Here is a 19,957-nt window from a genome sequence, read left to right as displayed (position 1 = left end):
GGAACCTCCTAGACGAAGTGACATGCGGCCGACTGCCGCGGGCTGAGGGGGACGAGCTCGGGTGCTTCTTGCGTACATCGTGATTGGTCCGCAGCGCCGAGTTCGGTTGCGTATCGCGGGCACCGCGGCCGGAACGGGCAGCCACCGGCCGGGCCGTCGGCAGCGGCGTCACCGCGGAGCAACACCTTCTTGCGTTGCTCGGGGACCCGCGGGCGCGGCACGGCGGCCATCAGGGCCTGGGTGTAGGGATGGGCCGGGGAACGGTAGAGCTCCTCCCGTTCGGCCTGCTCGACGACCCGGCCGAGGTACATCACCACGACCCGGTCGCTGAGGTGCCGAACGACGGCGAGGTCGTGGGCGACGAACAGGTAGGCCATGCCGTACTCCTGCTGCAGACCGGCCAGCAGGTTCAGCACCTGGGCCTGGACGGAGACGTCCAGCGCGGACACGGGCTCGTCGCAGACGACCAGCTTCGGCCGGAGCGCGATCGCGCGGGCGATGCCGATCCGTTGCCGTTGGCCACCGGAGAACTGATGGGGATACCGGTTGTAGTGCTCCGGATTCAGGCCGACCCGTTCCAGCAGCCGTCGCACCTCCGGCAGTACGCCGCCGTCCGGCTGCACGCCCTGGATCTGGAACGGCGCGCTCAGGATCGTGCCGACCGTCTGCCGCGGATTCAGCGACGACTGCGGATCCTGGAACACCATCTGCAGCTCGCGCCGCAACGGCCGCAGACTCCGCTCGGACCGGCCGGCCAGCTCGGTCCCGGCGAAGCTGATCTGCCCCGACGTCGGCTCGATCAGCCGGACCACCATGCCCGCGGTCGTCGACTTTCCGCACCCGGACTCACCCACCAGCCCGAGCGTCTCGCCGGCGCCGACCTCGAAGCTCACTCCGTCGACCGCGTTCACGACCCGCCGCCGACGCCCGTGACCGCGCACGAACGTCTTCCGCAGGTCCCGCACTTCGAGAAGGCTCATAGCGCCGGCGCAATCTGGGTGTGCCAGATGTGCTGGCGATCCTCGACCGGCAGATGACACCGCGCCAGGTGATCAGGGGCCCCGGCCACGAGCGGCTCGGGCAGCTCCGTCGTACACCGGTGGTCCGGCACCCGGCTCGCGAAGCCGCACCGGGGTGCGAACGAGCAACCGGCCGGGAGATCGATCAGCGACGGCGGTTGCCCGGTGATCGGCTCCAGCCGTCCCAGGGTCGCGTCGAGGCGCGGGATCGACCCGAGCAGTCCCCAGGTGTACGGCGTCATCGGCCGCTCGAACAGCCCGGCCACGGGTGCTTGCTCGATGCAACGACCGGCGTACATCACCACCACCCGGTCACAGGTCTCCGCCACCACCCCGAGGTCGTGGGTGATGAGTACGACAGCCGATCCGGACTCCTCGCTCAGATCCCGGATCAGCTGCAGGATCTGGGCCTGCACGGTGACGTCGAGGGCGGTCGTCGGCTCGTCCGCGATCAGCAGCCCTGGATCACAGATCAGTGCCATCGCAATCATCGCCCGCTGCCGCATCCCGCCGGAGAACTCGTGCGGGTAGGCGCCGTACGCACGGGCCGCCGCCGGGATCCCGACCCGGGACAGCATCTCCACCGCCCGCGCGCGGGCCGCCTTCGCGCCGGTCCGCCGGTGCACCCGGTAGGCCTCCGAGAGCTGGGCGCCGATGGTGAAGTACGGGTGCAGCGAGGACAGCGGGTCCTGGAAGATCATCGCGATCTTCGCGCCACGCAGCCGGCGGAGCTCCTCGTCGGCGGCGCCGACCAGCTGCTGGTCGCCGTACCAGATCTCGCCGGTCGTCCGGGCCTGCTCGTGCAGCCCGAGGATCGCCTTGCCGGCCATTGACTTGCCCGATCCGGACTCGCCGACGACACCGAGGATCTCGCCCGGGCGCACGTCGAAGGACAGGCCGTCGACACTGCGCACCAGACCGTCCGGGGTCGGGAAATGCACCCGTAGGTCCCGCACCCGAAGGAGCGCTTCAGGGGATTCAGCTGACATGGCGCACCCTCGGGTCCAGGATCGCGTAGCAGGCGTCGACGACGACGTTCGCGACCACGATCAGTACGGCGGCGAACAGCGTCGTGCCCATGATCACGGGCAGGTCCTTGGTGGTGATCCCGTCGTACGCGAGCCGGCCCAGTCCGGGGAAGCTGAACAACGACTCGACGATGATCACGCCACCGAGCAGCGCACCGAGGTCGAGGCCGGCCAGCGTGACCACGGACGGGACGACGGCCCGCAGCCCGTGCCGGCCGACCACCGTACGGCGACGCAGGCCCTTGGCGGTGGCCGTGGTGATGAAGTCCTCGGACATCGTTTCGAGCATCGCCGCCCGGGTCCAGCGGGTGTACACGGCCGCGATCAGGAAGGCCAGACAGATCCAGACCGGCAGCAGGTTCGCCGCCCAGCGCAGCGGGTCGTCGGTGAACGGGACGTAGTTGATGCCGCCGGAGTACCAGCGCAGCCAGCCTGGTCCGGCGGTCAGTGCGTAGATCACCAGCATGCCGCTGAAGAATTCCGGGATCGACACTCCGAGCAGAGAGATCACCGTCGACCCGCGATCGAACAGCGAACCGCGGCGGGCCGCCGCCAGTACGCCGGTGGCGACCCCGCCGGCCAGCCAGAGTACGGCGGCGCCGAGCACGATCGACGCGGTCACCGGGAACGCCTGCACGAGCATCTCGGTCACCGAGCGGTTCTGCCGGAACGACCAGCCGAGGCAGGGTGCGGCGCAGTGCACCGTCGACACTCCGTCGCCGAGCTCACGCCCGGTGAAGATGCCGCTCAGCCAGGTCCAGTACTGCGTCCAGATGGGCTGGTCGAACCCGAACCGCTCGGCGACGGCCGCCGCCTGCGCCGCACTGGTGTTCCGGCCGGTGTAGTAGAACGCCATGTCGACCTTGGTGACGCGGGGCAGCAGCTGGAAGATCGCGAACGTGACCACGCTGACCACCAGGAGCACTCCGAGTGCTCCCAGCAGCCGGTGGGCGATGTGCCGGATCACTGTCCCTTGACCCCGATGTTCGCCAGGTCGTAGTTGCTCTGGTCACCGGTCAGGTCCACGTTCGTCAGCGTGGCCGAGCGGAACAGCGTCGCCTTCGCGTAGGTGAGCGGGAGGTAGTACGCCGTGTCCATCGTGGCCTTGTCCATCTCCCGGTAGATGGCCGGGAGCTGGTCGGCCGCCGCCGTGGCGGCCTTCTTGACCAGTGCGTTGATCGCCGGGTCGTTGACGCCGACGAAGTTGGTGGACGACGTCGTACCGGTGTAGCGGGCCGGATCGACGAGCAGGGTCAGGAATCCGTTGCCGCTCGGGTAGTCCGGAATCCAGCCCATCAGGCCGATACCGATGCGCTGACCCTTGACCGCGGCCGGCGTACTCAGGGTGTTGTAGTACGTCGAGGCGTCCAGCTGCTTCGGGGTGAGCGTGATGCCGACCCGCTTGAGCGCGTTCTGGACGCTGGCGAACACCGCCGGATCCGTGCCGTAGTTGGAGAATCCCATCGAGGTGCTGAAGCCCTGCGGCTTCCCGCAGTCGGACAGCTCGGACTTCGCCTTGTCCAGGTCGCCGGTCGAGTCCTCGCCGGACGGGTACGGGTTCGCCTTGGCGTCGTACCCGGGCAGTCCCGGCGGCATCATCGTGGTGGCGAAGTCCGCGCCGTTGGTGCCGCCGAACTGGATGACGATGTCGCGCTTGTCCAGTGCGTAGGCCACTGCCCGCCGGCAGTGCACGTTGGTGAGCACCGGGTCGGACGGGTAGAGGATGAGCATCGACACGCTCTTCAGCACCGGGTTGTCGGCCTGCGCCTTCAGGCTCTGGTCTTTCAGGATCTGCGACTGGAACGTGGTCTGCACCCCACCGTCCAGCGAAACATCCAGCGCGCCGGTGCGCATCCTGGTGTCGAGGTCATCGGCGTTGCTGAGCACGGTGACGGCGATGCTGTCCGGCAACGCGCTGCGGATCGGGTCGCCGGCCCGGTCCCAGTTCGGGTTGCGCGTCAACAGCACGCTCTGCTTGGGTTTCACGGTTTTCAGCACGTAAGGACCGGACGAGACCAGGTTGGTACCGGCGCCGTACTGGCTGCCCTTGTCGGACTTCTGCGGCACGGGCACCGCGGCCGGGAGGGCCATCAGGTAGTCCCAGTCGCCGAACGGCTTGGTCAGGGTGAACACGATCGTCTTCGCGTCCGGGGTGGCGATCGACGACAGTCCGCCCTTCGGGTCCTTGTACGGGCCTTTGTACGTCGGCGTACCGTCCTTGTCGCACTTGTCGAGCAGACACAGGTAGTAGCCCTGTGGGCCGCCGGTGATCACGTCGGTCGCATACATCCGCTCGAAGCCGTACTTCACGTCCGCACTGGTGATCGGCGCACCGGTGGAGAATTTGAGCCCGTCGCGCAGCTTGTAGGTCCACACGGTCTTGTCCGCGTTCGCCTGGCCCAACGAGTCGGCGAGATCCGGCTGCAGCTTGTTCCCGTTCCCGGGCGGCGCACCTTGACCGGTCCGGCCGAACGACACCAGGTTGCGGCTCAGCAACCGCTGCAAGAACCAACAGCTGCCGCCGTACGTCGTCGCCGGGTCGAAGTTGTCGCAGGAGGCCGACGTACCGACGCGGAGCGTGCCGCCCGGCTGCTGCGACGGGTTCACAACGCCTTGCAGGGCAGCGTTGTAGCCTTCCGGTGCGCTGGTCTTGCCGTCGCCGCTGGAGGAACAGGCGGCGAGCGCCAGCACAGCGAGGACACTGCCGAGCAGTGCTGCCCGAGAACGTTTCGTCATGATCATTGCCCTTCAGGAACGTGATTTCGGGTCGAAGGCGTCGCGGATGCCGTCGCCGAGCAGGTTGAAGGCGAGCACGGTCGCGACCATGGACAGGCCGGGGAAGAGCATGTACGCCGGATCGACGACGAAGGTCCGCGACGCCGCGCCGAGCAGCTGGCCCCACGACGTTGCCGGCGGCGCGATCCCGACGCCGAGGAAGGACAGGCCGGCTTCCGCGAGGACGGTGGCCGGGATCGACAGGCTGGTGACGACGATGATCGGGCCGGTCAGGTTCGGCAGCAGCTCCCGGCGGAGGATCCGGCGGTTGGACGAGCCCATCACCCGCGCCGCCGCGACGAACTCGCGGGTGCGCAGCGAGAGCACCTGGGACCGCATCAGCCGCGCGGTGTACGGGAAGCTGAAGAAGCCGATGACGAAGATCAGGATCGCCGTCCGCAGGCTGTTGCCGGCCAGGAAGCCGACGCGGTCCAGGTTGCCCAGCACGGCCAGCAGCGCGATCGAGAACAACAGCACCGGGAACGCCATCAGCACCTCGGTGGACCGCGAGATCACGGTGTCCACCCAGCCGCCGAAGTACCCCGCCCACAGGCCGAAGAGGATGCCCAGGGCAACCGACACCAGGGTGGCGCCGAAGGCGATGATCAGCGACGTCCGGGAGCCGTAGAGCAGCAGCGCGAGCAGGTCACGACCGGTCTTGGGTTCGATCCCGAGCGGATGGTCCCAGCTCATCCCGCCGAGCCTGCCGTCGGGGAAGCCCAGATTGGTCAGGCTGAGCAGCCCGATGTGCCGCTCGGTGTCGATGCCGAGCACCCGGCAGATCAACGGGGCAAGGACGGACGCGAGCAGCACCAGGACGACGTACACCCCGGCTGCGACCGCAATCCGGTCCCGGCGGAACCGCTCCAGCGCCAACCGGCCGGGCGACCGCGTCCGCGCGGCCTCAGCCACTGGGTTGGCCATTGGTTTGGACAGTCCCGCCATCGTTCACCTCGCCTCACAAGGCCGGTATCTTGCGGGCCATACCACCACCCAGGGCGCGGGCAATGTTCGGTCAGTTGGACGAATTGCGCCGTACCCAATTGGGGCTGTCCGACGACCCGCGGTTGCCACCGACCTGCGGGGGCTCGGGTCTGCGTACCATGTGTGATCCGTTACTGCTCGTCCGTGCCTGGAAAGGTGCCGCGATGGTCGATGGCCTGCTCACCACGGCCCTGGCGCCCGCCATCGCCTCCCCGGTCAGCCCGATCAGCACCGACGCGCGCCCACGCCCGATCCGGTCCGTCGTGATCGCGGACGGTCCGGACCTGGACTGCCCGGCCGACAGCATCGTGCTCGCGATCGGCGTCCAGGGCGACGCGATCGCGGCGCTGGTCCGGGAGGCAGCACGGCTCGGCGCCGCAGCGGTGATCGTCGGCCGGAGTCTGACGCCGGCCGACGACCCGCTGCCGGGCGGATCGGGGATACCGATCCTGCGGCTCGCCGAGGGTGTGAGTTGGCAGCGGGCCGCAACCGCGATCACCGGGATGCTGCACGGGCCTGGTCGCCCGCTGACCGGCGTGCCGGCTCTCGACGAGGTGCCGGACGGCGACCTTTACGCGCTGGCCGAGGTCATCTGCGAGCTGATCGACGCGCCGGTCACGATCGAGGACCGGAACACCCACGTGCTGGCATTCTCTGCCCGGCAGGAGGAGGCCGATGTCGTCCGGATCGATTCGATCCTGCAGCGGAGCCGCCCGTACGACTATGTCGAGACTTCGATGGACGCAGTGCTGTCGTCCGGCCACCCGGTGTTCCTGCCGGCCGGGCGGACGGCGGACGGCAGCGAGGTGCTGCCGCGGACGGCGGTAGCTGTTCGAGCCGGCACCGAGCTGTTCGGGACGATCTGGGCGGTCGTCCGTGAGCCGTTGACTCCGGACCGCGAGGCGTTGCTGGCCGCAGCGGCCCGCGCCGCGGAGCACCACCTGCGCCAGACCGGGGATCAGGAAGACACGACACAGCTCGAGGACCGGGTGTCCGCCCTGCTGGACGGGCGGGCAGATGCCCGCGAGGCGGCCGCCCTGCTCGGTATCGCGATGCCGGCCCAAGTCGTCTGTGTGGAGACCTCCGGTGAGGTGCCGTCGCCGGCCGGCGATCTGGCCGGTTATCTGACCCGGCTGGCCTGGCGCAACCGCATCTGCGCCGCGCTGTCCATGCACCTACAAGGCGCCGGGATCCCCGCGGTAGCGGCGAGTGTGGCGCACCGGGTCTATGCGATCGGATCGCTGGCCCGCCATCAGCAGGCCGATGTCCTTGCCGCCTGCAACCAGTTCAACGAGCTCGCCGGCACCCGGACACCGGTGTACGCCGGCCTCGGGCGGGTGGCCGCCTCGGTCGAGGACCTGCCGCGGTCGCGCGAGGACGCCGAGCTCGCCGCCCGCACCCTGCGTCATCTCCACGGCCCGCGCCGGGTCGCGCCGGCCGAGGACCTGCTGGTGGACTCGGTCTTCCTCGAGCTCAGCGCCCAGGTCGAGGCCGGCGAGCGCGGTCCTTCCGGTGCGTACGAACGGCTTCTGGCGTACGACGCGCTGCGCGGGGCCCACCTGGTCGAGACGCTGTCCGCCTGGCTGGACGCGTTCGGCGACGTCACCCGGGCGGCGGCCGCGGTGAACGTGCACCCGAACACCTTCCGCTACCGCCTGATGCGGGTCGAGGAGATCGGCCGGACCGACCTCGCCGACCCCGAGGACCGGTTCGCCCTCGGATTCCAGCACCGCCTGTTCCGCGGCCGTGCCGACCAGGGTTAACCGCCCACGTGACTCGCCAGGCGGAACCGCGCGGGCACCTCGGCCGTTCCGATCACCAGATCACGGACGAACTCGCCGATCAACGGGACGAACTTGAAGCCCTGGCCGCAGAAGCCGGCGGCAACCGTGATCGGGCCGGCGCGGTCGATGACGAAGTTGTCCGACGGAGTGTTGTCGTACAGACAGCTGATCGCCGTCGACGTCGCGGTGTCCAATCCGGGGTACCACTGTTCGACGTACCGCAGCAGGTCGGCGTCGCGGGCGGGGTCCACCGCGAAGTCCCGGGTGTCAGGGTCGACCTCCGGTCCGGTGGCATGCAGCCCGACCTTCACCCCGGACCCCGCCTCCAACAGGCCGTAGCTGCCATGGTCGCCGTGCACGAAGCTCGGCCAGTCCAGCTCTTCCGACACCGGCGCGAAGAACCGCGGCTGTTCCTGGGTCACGGTGAACGTCGGCAACGGCACCAGTCCGGTCAGCAGCTTCGGAGCCCACGGCCCGGCGGTGACCACGACCTGGCCGGCGCGTACGGCACCACCTGGTACGTCGAGCTCCACCAGGGCATCGTGGATCCGCAGTTGGCGCACTGGTGACTGCACCCGGAACTCCACGCCCAGGCGCGCTGCGACCGTCTGCAACGCGTGGACAGTGCGATCGGCGTACAGGCGTCCGGAGCCGGGCTGGTACAGGACCGGTGTCTCGAAGCGGAAGCCCGGCCACCGCTCCTTCGCGGCGCCGGCGGTCAGTACCTCACCAGTTGCCGCGTGCAACGATCGGAACACCTCGACAGTGGCCTCGTCCACCCCGTGGTCGATACCGCCGGTGACCTCGAAGAGCGTCTCGCCGGAGTCCGCTTCCAGCTCCCGCCACAGCGGCCGGGCCTGCTCGGTCAGCCGGGCCACGTCCGCGTTGTCCGCCGCGGGCCGGAACAGCCGTGTCCCGCCGTGCGACCCGCCTCGGACATGCCCGAGCGTGTACTGCTCCAGGACGACAACTGAGCGTCCGGCGGCCGCCAGCGCCCGGGCCGCCGCCGACCCCATCGCGCCGGCGCCGACCACTGCCACGTCGTACGTCATGCCTCACCCCTCACGCGCCCATCCTCGTCATACCGGGCGCGCATCAAGCTTTCGACCACGTGGTGGTCGGTGCGCGGCGACTCGTGCAGTGCGGTCATCGTGCCCGCCCGATCGCCTTCAGTCCGGTTCTGCCCCAGCTTCACCTTGGCGTGGATCTGGTCGACCCGCAACGTGAACGCCTGCAGTTCCGGCAGGAGTTCGGTCGTGCGATCCCGTGCCCACGCGTCCACCCGCCATCGCGTCGCGGAGTCCGCCGGGTTGAGCGCCGTCTCGTGGTCCTGGACCAGTCGCATCAGGTGCGCGCGGACCGCATCCGGATCATCCAGCGGGACCGCCTGTCCGCGCAGCTCGATCGCCACGAAGTTGTACGTCGGCAGCCCGCGGCTCGCGTACCAGGCCGGGGACACGTAGACCGACGGCCCGACCACGCTGACCAGGACGTGGGCCTGCTGACGGATCGACTCGGCGAACGGGTCGGCCCCGGCCACATGTGCCACGAGTTCGAGCGCTTCGGCTCCTCGTCGTACCTGCACCGGGATGTGCGCGATCCGTAGGTCGGGGTCGGCCGTCACCACAGTGGCGAAGGGCTGGGCCTCGATCAGCCGGACCACCTCGTCGAGGTCGGGTTCGGCGTAGTCGGGGTCGACGTACATGCGCGGCTCCGTTTCGCTGGCTCGAGCCCCGAGTATCCGCGACGACGTCCGGACCGGGTTCGTGGATGGCAACAACATTCGCCGTGCAGAGTCGTGGCGGTGGCCGAGCACGCGGCGCGTTTCGGCCCGCAGAGTAGCGGCCATGACTTCCGCTGACCTCCTGCTCCGTCGTACCCGCCTGGTCCGCGACGGCTCACCCGCCGAACCGGTCGACGTCTCGATCACCGCCGGGACGATCACCCACATCGCGCCCGCCGGAGCCCGCTCCGAAGCTGCTGAGGTTGTCGACCTCGACGGGCGCTACCTGATGAACGGCCTGTGGGACCACCACGTGCACTTCCAGCAATGGGCGTTGTCCCGTCAGCACCTGGACCTGTCCGGTACGACGTCCGCGCGGGAAGTGGCCGACCTGGTCAGGGACCGCCTCGCGACCAACCCGCCCGCGCCCGGGATCGCACTGCTCGGATATGGGTTCAAGGACGGGCTCTGGCCGGATCTGCCGCTGAAATCGATGCTGGACGAGGTCTCCGGCGACGTGCCGGTCGCACTGGCCAGCGGGGACCTGCACTGCGGCTGGCTCAACAGTGCGGCCCTGCGGATGCTCGGAGCGGCCGATCGACCGAGCGGCGTGGTGAAGGAGACCGAGTTCGCTCCGGTCATGACGGTGATGCAGGCGACCACTCCCGCGGCGGTGACCAGGCTGGTCGAGGAGGCCGCACGTACCGCGGCGTCGCGCGGCATCGTCGGAGTGGTCGAGCTGGAGAACGCCCGCAACCCGGAGGTCTGGAAGGCCCGGTACGACGCGGGGATCAGGTCCTTCCGGGTCGAGTGCAGCGTCTATCCGGAGAACCTGGACTGGGCGATCGGACTGGGGCTACGCACCGGTGACGTCATCGACGGCACCGGGGGACTGGTGACCATGGGGCCGTTGAAGGTGCTGACGGACGGCTCGCTGAACACGCGTACGGCGTACTGCCACGACCCGTACCCCGGGCTGGCCGACGATGCGCACGGGCTGCTCGTCGTACCTCCCGAGGTGCTGGTGCCACTGATGCAGCAGGCCCACGAACACGGGATCACGAGTGCGATCCACGCGATCGGCGACCACGCCAACCGGCTGGCCCTCGATGCCTTCGAGAAGGTCGGATGTGTGGGCGCCATCGAGCATGCGCAGCTGATCGCGCCGGAGGACTTCCCGCGGTTCCGGGAGCTGGGGGTGGCGGCGAGCATCCAGCCGGTGCACGCGCTCGACGACCGGGATGTCGCCGACCGGCACTGGCGCGGGCGGACCGATCGGGCCTTCCCCTTCGGCACTCTGCTGGCCGCGGGCGCCGAACTGCGGCTGGGGTCGGACGCGCCGGTGGCGCCACTCGATCCCTGGCTGTCGATCGCGGCCGCCGTGCACCGCTCGGACGACGGCCGCGCGTCGTGGCATCCGGAGCAGGAGATCCCGGTGCCGGCCGCCCTGGACGCGTCGACGCGGGGCGGCCGGACACCGGTGGTGGGTGGTGCGGCGGATCTCGTCGTGCTCGATGCCGACCCGCTGACCGGCGCCGTCGAGGCACTCCACACCACCGGAGTGCATGCGACTCTGGTCGCGGGTGCCTGGACCTGGCAGAGCTAGAAGCTGTTCGGGCCGAAGCGGAAGATTGCGACCAGGACGGCGAGGATCAGTACGACGGCGTTGAGGCCGACCGGCTGCCACTCCTTGCGGCGGGCGTGGGTGATGATCGCGCCGATCATGATCACAGCGAGGCCGGTCGCAGCCAGCGGGACCAGGATCGGGGCGATGTCCAGGGCGCCGGGCAGGATCAGGCCGATCGCGCCGAGCACCTCGGTGGTGGCGATGAGTTTGACCGAACCGGCCGAGAAGTCCTCGACCCAGCCCATGTTGCCGCTGGCCAGCAGTTTTCTCTTGCTCTGGGTCAGTTTGGTCGCGCCGGCGGCCAGGAAGAACGCGGCCAGGACTCCGGCGAGGATCCACAGAAAGACATTCATAGTCCACTCTCGGTTATAAGTTGATGCGTCAACCCACAACGTAGACGCGATGAGTTGAAGCGTCAAGTAAGCGCGTAGACTGAGGCTGTGGCGGGCGAGGCGAAGTGGCTGGAGCAGGACGAGCTGGCGAGCTGGATGTCGCTGGCCGCGCTACTCTTCAAGCTGCCCGGTGTCCTCGACTTCCAGCTGCAGCGTGACTCCGGGCTGAGTCATTTCGAGTACCTCGTGCTGGCCGGTCTGTCCGAGTCGCCCGGCCGGTCGCGCCGGATGAGCGAGCTGGCCGGCTTCGCGAACGGATCGCTGTCCCGGCTCTCGCACGTGGTCAAGCGCCTCGAGCAGCGCGGATTCGTCGAGCGCCACCCGGCCGAGGACGACGGTCGGATCACCGTCGCCACCATCACCGACGCGGGCTACGAGATGGTCGTCTCCGCCGCACCGGGTCATGTGACCGCAGTCCGCGAGTACGTCATCGACGCCCTCACTCCAGAGCAGCTGACCCAGCTGAAGACCATCGCCGACCAGATCCTCGCCAAGGTGGATCCGGGCCGTCCCTGCTGACCGGCTCTCGCGGAGCGTTCTCGCGGAGCGGGCGGTCGGGGTTGGTGTGGTCGGCGGACAGGAGAGAATGGCGGGGTGATCTTCGAGACCTCCAGTCGGTTGCCCGATTTCCCGTGGGACAAGCTCGCCCCGTACAAGGAGAAGGCGGCCGCGCACCCTGACGGCATCGTCGACCTGTCTGTGGGCAGTCCGGTGGACCCGGTGCCCGCACTCGTCCAGAAGGCCCTGGCTGACGCTGCGGACGCTCCGGCGTACCCGACGACGATCGGTACGTCGTCCGCGCGGCAGGCTGCTGTGGACTGGATGGCGCGGCGGCTCGACGTGACCGGAGTCGACCCGCGTACCGGCGTACTGCCAGTGATTGGCACCAAAGAGCTGATCATGATGCTGCCGACGCTGCTCGGCATCGGTGCCGGTGACACGGTCCTCATCCCGGATCTGGCCTACCCGACGTACGAGGCCGGTGCGGCGCTGGCTCGGGCGACCAGCGTGCCTGTTGCGGACCCGACGACGCACGACGGACCGGTGCGGGTCGCGTACCTGAACTCCCCGCGCAATCCGACCGGTGAGATCACCCCAGTGGACGATCTGCGGCGGGCGGTCGAGTGGGCGCGGTCGAACGACGTACTGCTGGTCAGTGACGAGTGCTACGCCGAATTCGGCTGGGACGAGAAGCCGGTGTCCGTGCTGCACCCGGACGTGTCCGGTGGCAGCTTCGACAACCTGCTCGCGGTGCACTCGCTGTCGAAGCGGTCCAACCTGGCCGGGTATCGCGGTGGCTTCGTAGCTGGTGACCCGACCGTGGTGGCCGAGCTGCTTGCCGTCCGCAAGCACGCCGGGCTGATGGTGCCGTCACCGATCCAGGCTGCGATGGCGGCCGCGTTCGCGGACGACGTACATGTCGAGGAGCAGCGTGCCCGCTACCTGCGTCGGCGTGCGGTACTGCGGGATGCGCTGACCGACGCGGGCTGGGAGATCACGCTGTCCAACGGCGGGCTCTACCTGTGGGCCTCGCATCCGTCGTACGACGCATATGGCTCTGTAGGGGCGTTGGCCGACCTGGGCATCTTGGTTGCACCCGGTGCCTTCTACGGGACTGCGGGTGAGCGGCACGTCCGGATCGCGCTCACCGGGACCGACGAGCGCGTCGACTCCGCGGTGAAGCGACTGCAGGAGTAAACAAAGTCCCCACTCCCGTGTGACGTCTCCCGGTGTGGCTGCCTCTATATGGGTAGATGATGTCCAGGGGAGGGGTGAGGCGGATGAGGCGCTTCGTCGGGGTGGTTGTCGCGGTCTTGCTGGGGCTGGGGCCGGTGAGTGTCGCGTACGCCGACGACCCGTCGCCGAGCGTCGCACCAGCAGTCTCACCATCGGTTTCACCGGCCGTTTCGTCGGTCGTGGAGTCGACGCCCACGCCTGGTCCTACTCCTGCGGCAACGCCGACTCCAACGCCTTCCAAGCCGACACCGACGCCGGCGGCGACTCCCGCGCCGGCCTGGTCGATCACGCTCGACCAGCCGGCCGCGTCCTGGGAGGACAAGCCGACGGTGTTCACCGGCAAGATCAGCAAGCCGATCACCGGGTCGTACATCACGCTGTGGCAGCGCGTCCCCGGCGCCTGGGTACTGCGGGCGTCGACCCGGACCACGGCCGGTGGTGCCTACCGGTTCAGCTACGTCTCGGCGTACACCGGCACCTGGGCCTTCGAGACGATGATCGGCGTCAAGGCCACGACGGCGCTCGCAATCTCGCCGTACCGGACCGTGCCGATCCAGGACCGGAAGATCGTGATCAACACCCCGGCGGCCTGGTACGCCACGCTGACCGGCGTCTCGGTCACCGGCCGGATGGTGCCGGCCGAGCCGGGCAAGGAGCTCGCGCTGCAGAGCTATCTCGGCAGCGGCAGGTGGCAGCTGCTCAACATCGGGGTCATGGATGCCAAGGGCAACTTCCGGCTCCGGGTCCCCGACGACCTACCGGCCACCCGGACGGTGCGCGTCGTCACCCGGTATGTCAGCCAGGCCGCGATGGAGTACTCCGGCCTGGCGACGATCGTCATCAGGGCCGCGCTGAACCCCAAGGTGTACGCCGTTTCGGCCGCAATGGTGCCGAACACGTACCGGGCCGGGTGTCCGGTCGCGCCGGCGTCGCTGCGGCTGCTGCAGCTGAACTACTGGGGTTTCGACGGGCACGTGCACCGTGGCGAGCTGGTGCTGCGGGACGCGGCCGTGGCGAAGATGATCACGGTCTGGACCACGACGTTCGCGTCCAAGTTCCCGATCCGGCAGATGCGGCGGGTGGACGTGTTCGGCGGCAGTGACGTGAAGTCGATGGCGGCGGACAACACGTCCGCGTTCAACTGCAGGCGGGTCACCGGTGATCCGTACTCGCTGTCGCCGCATTCGTACGGGTGGGCGATCGACATCAACACCGTGGAGAATCCGTACCTGGCTGCGAACGGGGTCTGGTACCCGTCGAACGGGCTGTCCTATCGCACGCGTACGCCGGCTCGTCCGGGGATGCTGTTCGCGAGCAGCGTTGCTACGAAGGCTCTGATCGGTCAGGGCTACTTCTGGGGCGCGGGGTGGGCTAAGCCGGACTATCAGCACTTTGAGCCGAAGTGAAAGGTGTAGTGGGCGCTTGTGCGCTGGCGGTGGTGCTGGTGGGCTGTAGCTCCAATTCGGCGGCTCAGCAGCCCGCACCGGGTGTCGTTCAGCGGTCCGCCATCCCAAGCCCAGTCATCCCGAGCACGGTCGGCGGGACGGTGCCTGTCCCGCCTGCGACGATGAGCACCGCCAAGCCCACAGATGCGGCCGTTCCACCTGAGCTGCCGGAGCAGGCGACCGCACCGCCGCCCGCCACCGCCGGACCGCTCACCGCGCGCAACTTGCCGAGTCCTGACAAGCTCGGGCCCGGCTGGAAGACGTACACCGATCCGGGTGGCGCTGAGGCCGGCTTCATCGGCAACAACACCTGGACCCGCCGCCGTGACCCCCACCAGGCGTCCTACGAGGCCTTGCCTGCTGGCTGCGCCGGCCGACCGGTCACCGGCTCACTCCCGGTCCCGGCGTACGCCCTGACCGGCAGCTACCGCACGGCCGACGCCCAGCCCGCCACCGCCCTCCTGCTCCGCTTCAGCAGTCCTGACAAAGCGCGGGCCTACTACAGCGGCTACACGACCCGCATGAAGGCGTGCGGCACCGGCGGCGACCTGTCGGTCAAGCAGCTCTGGGCCAACACCACAGCCGCTGCGGCAGTCCGTGCGTACGCCGGAGCCGAGTCCTACGTAGACCTCTCCGTGGTGCAAGGCTCCACAGTCGCCCTCCTGGCAGCCACCTCCTCCCAACCGAACCAACAGTCCGCCTGGGCAACCTCTGTCCTACCTGCCTTGGAAGCGGTGATCGACCGATCTTAAAGATGTATTACCTTTCAGTATCTTGTGACTTACACTCCGGTTATGGGTGAATTCGACCGGTATGCCCGCCTGACTGCGGGCTTGGATGCGCCGTACGCGGTGATCGATCTTGCCGCGTTCCGGCGAAACGCCGACGATCTGGTCCGCCGTGCCGCCGGTACGCCGATCCGGATCGCCTCCAAGTCGGTCCGTTGCCGCGCCCTGATCCAGGCCGCGCTCGACCGCCCCGGGTTCCACGGCGTGATGAGCTACGCGCTCCCCGAGGCGCTCTGGCTGGCGCGCAACGGTGTCGACGACATCCTGATGGGCTACCCGACGACCCATCGGACCGCCCTCCGCGAACTCTCCGAAGACCCCGAGTCGGCCGCCCGGATCACCCTGATGATCGACTCGCCCGAGCACCTCAGCTACATCAAGTCGGCCGCCACCGGCACCGCCCGTATCCAGGTCTGCCTCGACGTCGACGCATCGCTGCGAGTTTTCGGCCAGCATCTCGGCGTACGCCGCTCACCGCTGCGAACCCCCGCCGACGTCGCAGCCCTCGCCCAGACCGTCGCCGCAGACGACGCCTTCGAACTGACCGGCGTCATGTTCTACGAGGCCCAGATCGCCGGACTCCCCGACACCTCGCCCGCCGTCCGCTGGGTCAAGCGCCGCTCGACCGCCGAACTCGCCGACCGCCGAGGCGCCGTCGTCGACGCGGTCAAGCAGGTCGCCCGGCTCCGGATCGTCAACAGCGGCGGCACCGGCAGCCTCGAGATCAGCAGCGCCGACCCGGTCGTCACCGAGGTCACCGCCGGCTCCGGTCTCTACGGCCCGACCCTCTTCGACAAGTACGACATCTTCCAGCCGGAGCCCGCGATGGCCTACGCGCTGGACGTCGTACGCCGTCCAGCCCCGCGGATCGCGACCCTGTTCGGTGGCGGTTACGTGGCATCGGGTCCGGCGAAGAAATCGCGGCTGCCCTTGCCCTCCTGGCCGTCCGGACTGAAGCTGCTCGGCACCGAAGGCGCCGGCGAAGTGCAGACTCCGGTCCAGGGACAATCGGCCGATCGCCTGCAGCTCGGCGACAGAGTATGGATGCGCTACGCGAAGGCAGGCGAGATGCTGGAGCGGTTCGACGTCGTCCACGCGGTCGACGGCGAGCAGGTGAGCGAGTTGGTCACCTATCGGGGTGAAGGGAAGAACTTCGGATGAGCACCTGGCGGAACTGGTCCGGCACCGAGTCGGCGACCGGAATCGAGTCCGTGCGACCGGCCTCGACCGACGAGCTCGTGGCCACGGTCAAGTCCGCCGCCGAGCAGGGCAAGAAGCTCAAGGCGGTCGGCTCCGGGCACTCGTTCACAGGCTGCTCGGTGCCGCAAGAGGTGATGATCCGTCTCGACGGGCTGTCGGCTATCACGCACGCGGACCAGGCGTCCGGCCGGGTGACGGTCGGCGCGGGCACCGGGCTGCGCAAGCTGAATGCGGGCCTCGCCGCTTTCGACCTCGCGATGGCGAACCTCGGCGATATCGACAAGCAGACCATCTCCGGCGCGATCTCCACCGGCACGCACGGGACCGGCGCGCGACTGGGCGGGCTGGCCACGCAGGTCGTCGCGCTCGATCTGGTCACCGCGGACGGTTCGGTGCTGCACTGCTCGGCGGAGGAGAACCCGGACGTCTTCGCCGCGGCCCGCGTCTCGGTCGGCGCACTCGGCGTGATCAGCTCACTGACCCTGCAGTGCGTGCCAGCGTTCCTGCTCCGTGCGCAGGAGATGCCGCTCCCGCTCGGCGAAGTCCTGGGCGGCTTCAATGAGCTTGCCGATGGCAACGACCACTTCGAGTTCTACTGGTTCCCGCACACCGACATCGCGCTGACCAAGCGGAACAACCGGGTCGGCCCGGGCGTCGACGCATCCCCGGTCGGCCGGATCCGCGGCTGGGTCGACGACGAACTCCTGTCCAACAAGGTCTTCGAGCTGACCAACCGTCTCGCCGTCCGCCGGCCCGGCCTGGTGCCGCGGATCAACGGGCTCGCCTCCCGGGCGCTGTCGGCACGCGAGTACGTCGACACGTCGTACAAGGTGTTCTGCTCCGAACGCAACGTGCTCTTCCGCGAATCGGAGTACGCCGTACCCCGCGAGCATGTCGTCGAGGTGGTACGCCGCCTGCGGGACTGGATCGACTCGTCGGGCTCGCGGATCCCGTTCCCGATCGAGGTCCGGGTCGCCGCGGCGGACGACATCTGGCTGTCAACGGCCTCGGAGCGAGAGACGGCGTACGTCGCTATCCACCAGTACCACCGACTCCCGCACGATCCGTATTTCCAGGCGTTCGAGCGCATCGTCGCCGACTACGACGGACGGCCGCACTGGGGCAAGCTCCACACCCTCCGTGCGACCGACCTGCAGGCCCGATACCCGCACTTCGACGACTTCCTAGCTGTCCGCGACCGCCTGGACCCACAACGCACCTTCGAAAACCCCTACACCCGCCAGGTCTTCGGCTGACCCTCGTCTGGGCGTTAGCCTGCGAGCATGAATGCTGCGGAGGGGCTCGACCCGGTGGTCGAGGATTGGCAGAAGGCGTTGGCGGTGGTCGCCCATCCGGACGATCTGGAGTTCGGGACGGCGGCGGCGATCGCGCGATGGACGGGGCAGGGCAAGCAGGTTGTGTACTGCCTGCTGACTTCGGGTGAGGCGGGGATCGACGGGGTCGACCCGGCCGAGTGCGGGCCGTTGCGGGAGGCCGAGCAGATCGAGTCGTCGCGGATCGTCGGGGTGTCGTCGGTCGAGTTCCTCGGCCAGCCGGACGGCACGATCGAGTACGGCGTACCGCTCCGGCGCGTCATCGCCGCCGCGATCCGCCGGCACCGGCCGGAGATCGTCATCACCAACAACTTCCGCGACACCTGGGACGGCGACGTCATGCTCAACCAGGCCGACCACATCAACACCGGCCGGGCCACCCTCGACGCGGTCCGGGATGCCGCCAACCGGTGGATCTTCCCCGATGCGGGAGAGAAGTGGTCCGGCGTACGGCAGGTGTGGGCGGCCGGTTCACCCAACTCGCGGCACGGCGCCGACACGACCGAGACCTTCGACCTCGGAGTGCAGTCGTTGAAGGCGCACAAGGCCTACATCGACGGGTTGAACTGGCCCGACTTCGACCCGGAAGAGTTCCTCGAAGGTACGTCGCGCCCGGCCGGAACTCAGCTGGGCACGAAGTACGGCACCCGCTTCGAGGTCTTCACTCCCTAGGCGTATCGCCCGATCCCACGCTGTCGCGAGCGTGGGATCGGAGGGCGACCGGCCCTAGTCTTCCGGCAGATCCAGGGACGCCTTCAGGTGCGGCGGCATCGGCTTGGGGCGGCGCGGTTCGCGGTCGCCGGCGGTGCCGGGGCCGGGCGGGTTGCCCGGGCCGACCCATGAGCGGACCAGCGCGCGGCCGCCCTTGCGCGTCATCCGGTGCAGGTCGATCTGCTGGACCTGACTGGCCGGAATGCCGAGCTGGGCCAGACTCCGGTTCGCCATCGCACAGGCCGCGTCGTGCTTGCGTGGCGACAGCTTCTGCTGCAGGACGATCGCGATCGTCCCGTCCGGAAGGTCCTCGACCCGCTGGAACCGCAGCCCCTTGTCCAGGGACCAGGACTTCATGGCGAGCTCGAGATAGTCGGAATCGGACAGTCGTCGATCGGTCTTCGCGCGCGCAACCACTTCGTAACGGGCCATACCCCGATCATCCGTCGCCCAGCGCGCCTTTTCCAGCAATCTGCGATCAGCGAAGTGCGTTGATCGCCGCGGCCACCTCGGTTGGGCTGGAGAGCGGGGTGACGTGATTGGCGTTCGGGATCAGGGTCGGGGCGGGGGCACCGATGCGGGTCGCCGTCTCGGTCGGGTTGCCGCCGTTCGTGTCGAGTGCGCCGAACACGACCGACTTGGGGATGGCCAGATCGCGGAGCTTGGCCAATCGATCGGCCGACACCGCGGGAATGCCGTGCGCGGTCATCTGCCAGACGGCCTTCTCGGCACCCGGTTGCCGGAACGGCCGGGTCCACTGGTCGACGTCCATCGCGGGGCAGTCGGGTGTGCAAACGCTCCTGTAGATCTTCTTCAGCAGCCAGCCCTGGTCGAGCACCAGCCGGAACAGCGAGGTCCGGTACGGCGGCACGATCAGCCAACGCGGCGGACCAGCGGTACCGCCCGGCAGCGGCAGTCCGTCGCCGTCGAGGAACATGATCCCGGCGACCCGGTTCGGCGCCTCCAGCGTCGCCTCGGCCGCGACCCCGGCGCCGAGCGAGTGCCCGACCAGGATCGGCCGCGGTTCACCAGGCCTGCCGAGCTTCATCGCGTCCATGAACCCGAGCAGTTGCGCGGCAAGATGCTCGATCGTGTACGGCGCTTTGCGCTCGGAGTACCCGTACCCGGTGATGTCGTAGGCGTAGACGCGGTGGTTCTTGGCGAGCAGCGGGACGAGTCGCGACCAGGTGTCGACGGACTCAGCGGCACCGTGAACGAGTACGACCGGAGTTCCCGACGTACCCCAGGTGTCGTAGCGCGTGTTGATGTCGCCGGCCTCGACGAACTTCAGGCCGGGAGGTGGCGCGGCCGTTCCTCTGGTGGCGAAGTTGTAGCCGAGCGACGCAGCGGTGACGATCAGCCAGAGCCCGAGGAGTCCCAGGAACCCCCGCCACAGGAACCGTTTCACGC

At 68.9% G+C, this 19,957-nt stretch carries 19 protein-coding genes; 9 read left to right on the top strand and 10 right to left on the bottom strand.

What is annotated here, in order from left to right:
• Positions 1-8: 8 nt before the first annotated feature.
• Genes EV650_RS17415 through EV650_RS17395 form a run of 5 tightly spaced genes read right to left on the bottom strand, consistent with a single transcriptional unit; the run spans position 9 to position 5,746 of the window.
• Positions 9-980, bottom strand: a complete 972-nt coding sequence (locus EV650_RS17415; protein ID WP_134119785.1) for an ABC transporter ATP-binding protein — start codon at positions 978-980, stop codon at positions 9-11.
• Entirely contained in the window at positions 977-2,008 is a 1,032-nt protein-coding gene (locus tag EV650_RS17410; protein ID WP_134119784.1) for an ABC transporter ATP-binding protein, read from the bottom strand. The genes EV650_RS17415 and EV650_RS17410 overlap by 4 nt, the downstream gene beginning before the upstream one ends.
• Entirely contained in the window at positions 1,998-3,014 is a 1,017-nt protein-coding gene (locus EV650_RS17405; protein ID WP_202874578.1) for an ABC transporter permease, read from the bottom strand. Before EV650_RS17405 ends, EV650_RS17410 begins: the two co-directional genes overlap by 11 nt.
• Positions 3,011-4,783: an ABC transporter substrate-binding protein gene (locus EV650_RS17400; protein ID WP_134119783.1), complete on the bottom strand. Its 1,773-nt coding sequence runs from the start codon at positions 4,781-4,783 to the stop codon at positions 3,011-3,013. Before EV650_RS17400 ends, EV650_RS17405 begins: the two co-directional genes overlap by 4 nt.
• Positions 4,784-4,795: 12 nt before the next feature.
• Positions 4,796-5,746 carry an ABC transporter permease gene (locus tag EV650_RS17395; RefSeq protein ID WP_202874576.1) on the bottom strand — a complete coding sequence of 317 codons (951 nt, stop codon included), beginning with the start codon at positions 5,744-5,746 and terminating at the stop codon, positions 4,796-4,798.
• Between the two features lie 224 nt (positions 5,747-5,970).
• Here EV650_RS17395 and EV650_RS17390 point away from each other — a divergent pair, with 224 nt between their 5' ends.
• A complete protein-coding gene (locus EV650_RS17390; RefSeq protein ID WP_134119781.1) occupies positions 5,971-7,569 on the top strand; it encodes a PucR family transcriptional regulator in 1,599 nt (532 codons plus the stop codon).
• Here the strand turns inward: EV650_RS17390 and EV650_RS17385 are convergent.
• Both EV650_RS17385 and EV650_RS17380 read right to left on the bottom strand, forming a co-directional pair.
• Entirely contained in the window at positions 7,566-8,642 is a 1,077-nt protein-coding gene (locus EV650_RS17385) for an FAD-dependent oxidoreductase (protein ID WP_134119780.1), read from the bottom strand. The genes EV650_RS17390 and EV650_RS17385 overlap by 4 nt on opposite strands.
• Entirely contained in the window at positions 8,639-9,295 is a 657-nt protein-coding gene (locus tag EV650_RS17380) for an FMN-binding negative transcriptional regulator (RefSeq protein WP_166678167.1), read from the bottom strand. Before EV650_RS17380 ends, EV650_RS17385 begins: the two co-directional genes overlap by 4 nt.
• Positions 9,296-9,437: 142 nt before the next feature.
• Here EV650_RS17380 and EV650_RS17375 point away from each other — a divergent pair, with 142 nt between their 5' ends.
• The gene (locus tag EV650_RS17375) at positions 9,438-10,919 is read left to right on the top strand and encodes an amidohydrolase (RefSeq protein WP_134119778.1); all 1,482 of its coding nucleotides are present in this window, start codon (positions 9,438-9,440) and stop codon (positions 10,917-10,919) included.
• On the opposite strand, the gene EV650_RS17370 is transcribed toward EV650_RS17375, so the two are convergent.
• Entirely contained in the window at positions 10,916-11,293 is a 378-nt protein-coding gene (locus EV650_RS17370; protein ID WP_134119777.1) for a DoxX family protein, read from the bottom strand. The two genes, EV650_RS17375 and EV650_RS17370, sit on opposite strands and share 4 nt — an antisense overlap.
• An 87-nt stretch (positions 11,294-11,380) precedes the next feature.
• Between EV650_RS17370 and EV650_RS17365 the strand changes: the two genes are divergently transcribed.
• From EV650_RS17365 to EV650_RS17335, 7 genes are all read left to right on the top strand, one after another.
• Positions 11,381-11,851 (top strand): MarR family winged helix-turn-helix transcriptional regulator, encoded by a 471-nt coding sequence (locus tag EV650_RS17365; RefSeq protein ID WP_238174245.1) that lies wholly within the window; start codon positions 11,381-11,383, stop codon positions 11,849-11,851.
• A 78-nt stretch (positions 11,852-11,929) separates the two neighbouring features.
• Entirely contained in the window at positions 11,930-13,030 is a 1,101-nt protein-coding gene (gene dapC / locus EV650_RS17360; protein WP_134120126.1) for a succinyldiaminopimelate transaminase, read from the top strand.
• Positions 13,031-13,113: 83 nt separating this feature from the next.
• Positions 13,114-14,475 carry a M15 family metallopeptidase gene (locus EV650_RS41400; protein WP_134119776.1) on the top strand — a complete coding sequence of 454 codons (1,362 nt, stop codon included), beginning with the start codon at positions 13,114-13,116 and terminating at the stop codon, positions 14,473-14,475.
• 161 nt (positions 14,476-14,636) lie between these two features.
• Positions 14,637-15,266, top strand: a complete 630-nt coding sequence (locus EV650_RS17350; RefSeq protein WP_134119775.1) for a hypothetical protein — start codon at positions 14,637-14,639, stop codon at positions 15,264-15,266.
• 42 nt (positions 15,267-15,308) lie between these two features.
• Positions 15,309-16,463 carry an amino acid deaminase/aldolase gene (locus tag EV650_RS17345; RefSeq protein ID WP_134119774.1) on the top strand — a complete coding sequence of 385 codons (1,155 nt, stop codon included), beginning with the start codon at positions 15,309-15,311 and terminating at the stop codon, positions 16,461-16,463.
• Positions 16,460-17,758, top strand: a complete 1,299-nt coding sequence (locus EV650_RS17340; protein ID WP_134119773.1) for a D-arabinono-1,4-lactone oxidase — start codon at positions 16,460-16,462, stop codon at positions 17,756-17,758. Before EV650_RS17345 ends, EV650_RS17340 begins: the two co-directional genes overlap by 4 nt.
• 27 nt (positions 17,759-17,785) lie before the next feature.
• Positions 17,786-18,508 carry a PIG-L deacetylase family protein gene (locus EV650_RS17335; RefSeq protein ID WP_134119772.1) on the top strand — a complete coding sequence of 241 codons (723 nt, stop codon included), beginning with the start codon at positions 17,786-17,788 and terminating at the stop codon, positions 18,506-18,508.
• 54 nt (positions 18,509-18,562) lie between these two features.
• Here EV650_RS17335 and EV650_RS17330 read toward each other — a convergent pair whose 3' ends face one another.
• Positions 18,563-18,979, bottom strand: coding sequence for a hypothetical protein (locus EV650_RS17330; RefSeq protein ID WP_134119771.1), 417 nt, complete (start codon positions 18,977-18,979; stop codon positions 18,563-18,565).
• 46 nt (positions 18,980-19,025) lie between these two features.
• Positions 19,026-19,955: an alpha/beta fold hydrolase gene (locus EV650_RS17325; RefSeq protein WP_166678166.1), complete on the bottom strand. Its 930-nt coding sequence runs from the start codon at positions 19,953-19,955 to the stop codon at positions 19,026-19,028.
• Positions 19,956-19,957: the final 2 nt, after the last annotated feature.

The sequence above is a fragment of the Kribbella kalugense genome, from assembly GCF_004365875.1.
GTDB lineage: Bacteria > Actinomycetota > Actinomycetes > Propionibacteriales > Kribbellaceae > Kribbella > Kribbella kalugense.
This window is presented reverse-complemented; position numbering and strand designations above follow the sequence as displayed.

Coding starts and splice junctions, on each gene's coding strand:
- EV650_RS17350 (WP_134119775.1), top strand. CDS start 14,637: ATGAGCACCGCCAAGCCCACAGATGCGGCCGTTCCACCTGAGCTGCCG.
- EV650_RS17385 (WP_134119780.1), bottom strand. CDS start 8,642: ATGACGTACGACGTGGCAGTGGTCGGCGCCGGCGCGATGGGGTCGGCG.
- EV650_RS17345 (WP_134119774.1), top strand. CDS start 15,309: ATGGGTGAATTCGACCGGTATGCCCGCCTGACTGCGGGCTTGGATGCG.
- EV650_RS17335 (WP_134119772.1), top strand. CDS start 17,786: ATGAATGCTGCGGAGGGGCTCGACCCGGTGGTCGAGGATTGGCAGAAG.
- EV650_RS17380 (WP_166678167.1), bottom strand. CDS start 9,295: ATGTACGTCGACCCCGACTACGCCGAACCCGACCTCGACGAGGTGGTC.
- EV650_RS17395 (WP_202874576.1), bottom strand. CDS start 5,746: ATGGCCAACCCAGTGGCTGAGGCCGCGCGGACGCGGTCGCCCGGCCGG.
- EV650_RS17400 (WP_134119783.1), bottom strand. CDS start 4,783: ATGACGAAACGTTCTCGGGCAGCACTGCTCGGCAGTGTCCTCGCTGTG.
- EV650_RS17340 (WP_134119773.1), top strand. CDS start 16,460: ATGAGCACCTGGCGGAACTGGTCCGGCACCGAGTCGGCGACCGGAATC.
- EV650_RS17410 (WP_134119784.1), bottom strand. CDS start 2,008: ATGTCAGCTGAATCCCCTGAAGCGCTCCTTCGGGTGCGGGACCTACGG.
- EV650_RS41400 (WP_134119776.1), top strand. CDS start 13,114: ATGAGGCGCTTCGTCGGGGTGGTTGTCGCGGTCTTGCTGGGGCTGGGG.
- EV650_RS17330 (WP_134119771.1), bottom strand. CDS start 18,979: ATGGCCCGTTACGAAGTGGTTGCGCGCGCGAAGACCGATCGACGACTG.
- EV650_RS17370 (WP_134119777.1), bottom strand. CDS start 11,293: ATGAATGTCTTTCTGTGGATCCTCGCCGGAGTCCTGGCCGCGTTCTTC.
- EV650_RS17415 (WP_134119785.1), bottom strand. CDS start 980: ATGAGCCTTCTCGAAGTGCGGGACCTGCGGAAGACGTTCGTGCGCGGT.
- EV650_RS17390 (WP_134119781.1), top strand. CDS start 5,971: ATGGTCGATGGCCTGCTCACCACGGCCCTGGCGCCCGCCATCGCCTCC.
- EV650_RS17375 (WP_134119778.1), top strand. CDS start 9,438: ATGACTTCCGCTGACCTCCTGCTCCGTCGTACCCGCCTGGTCCGCGAC.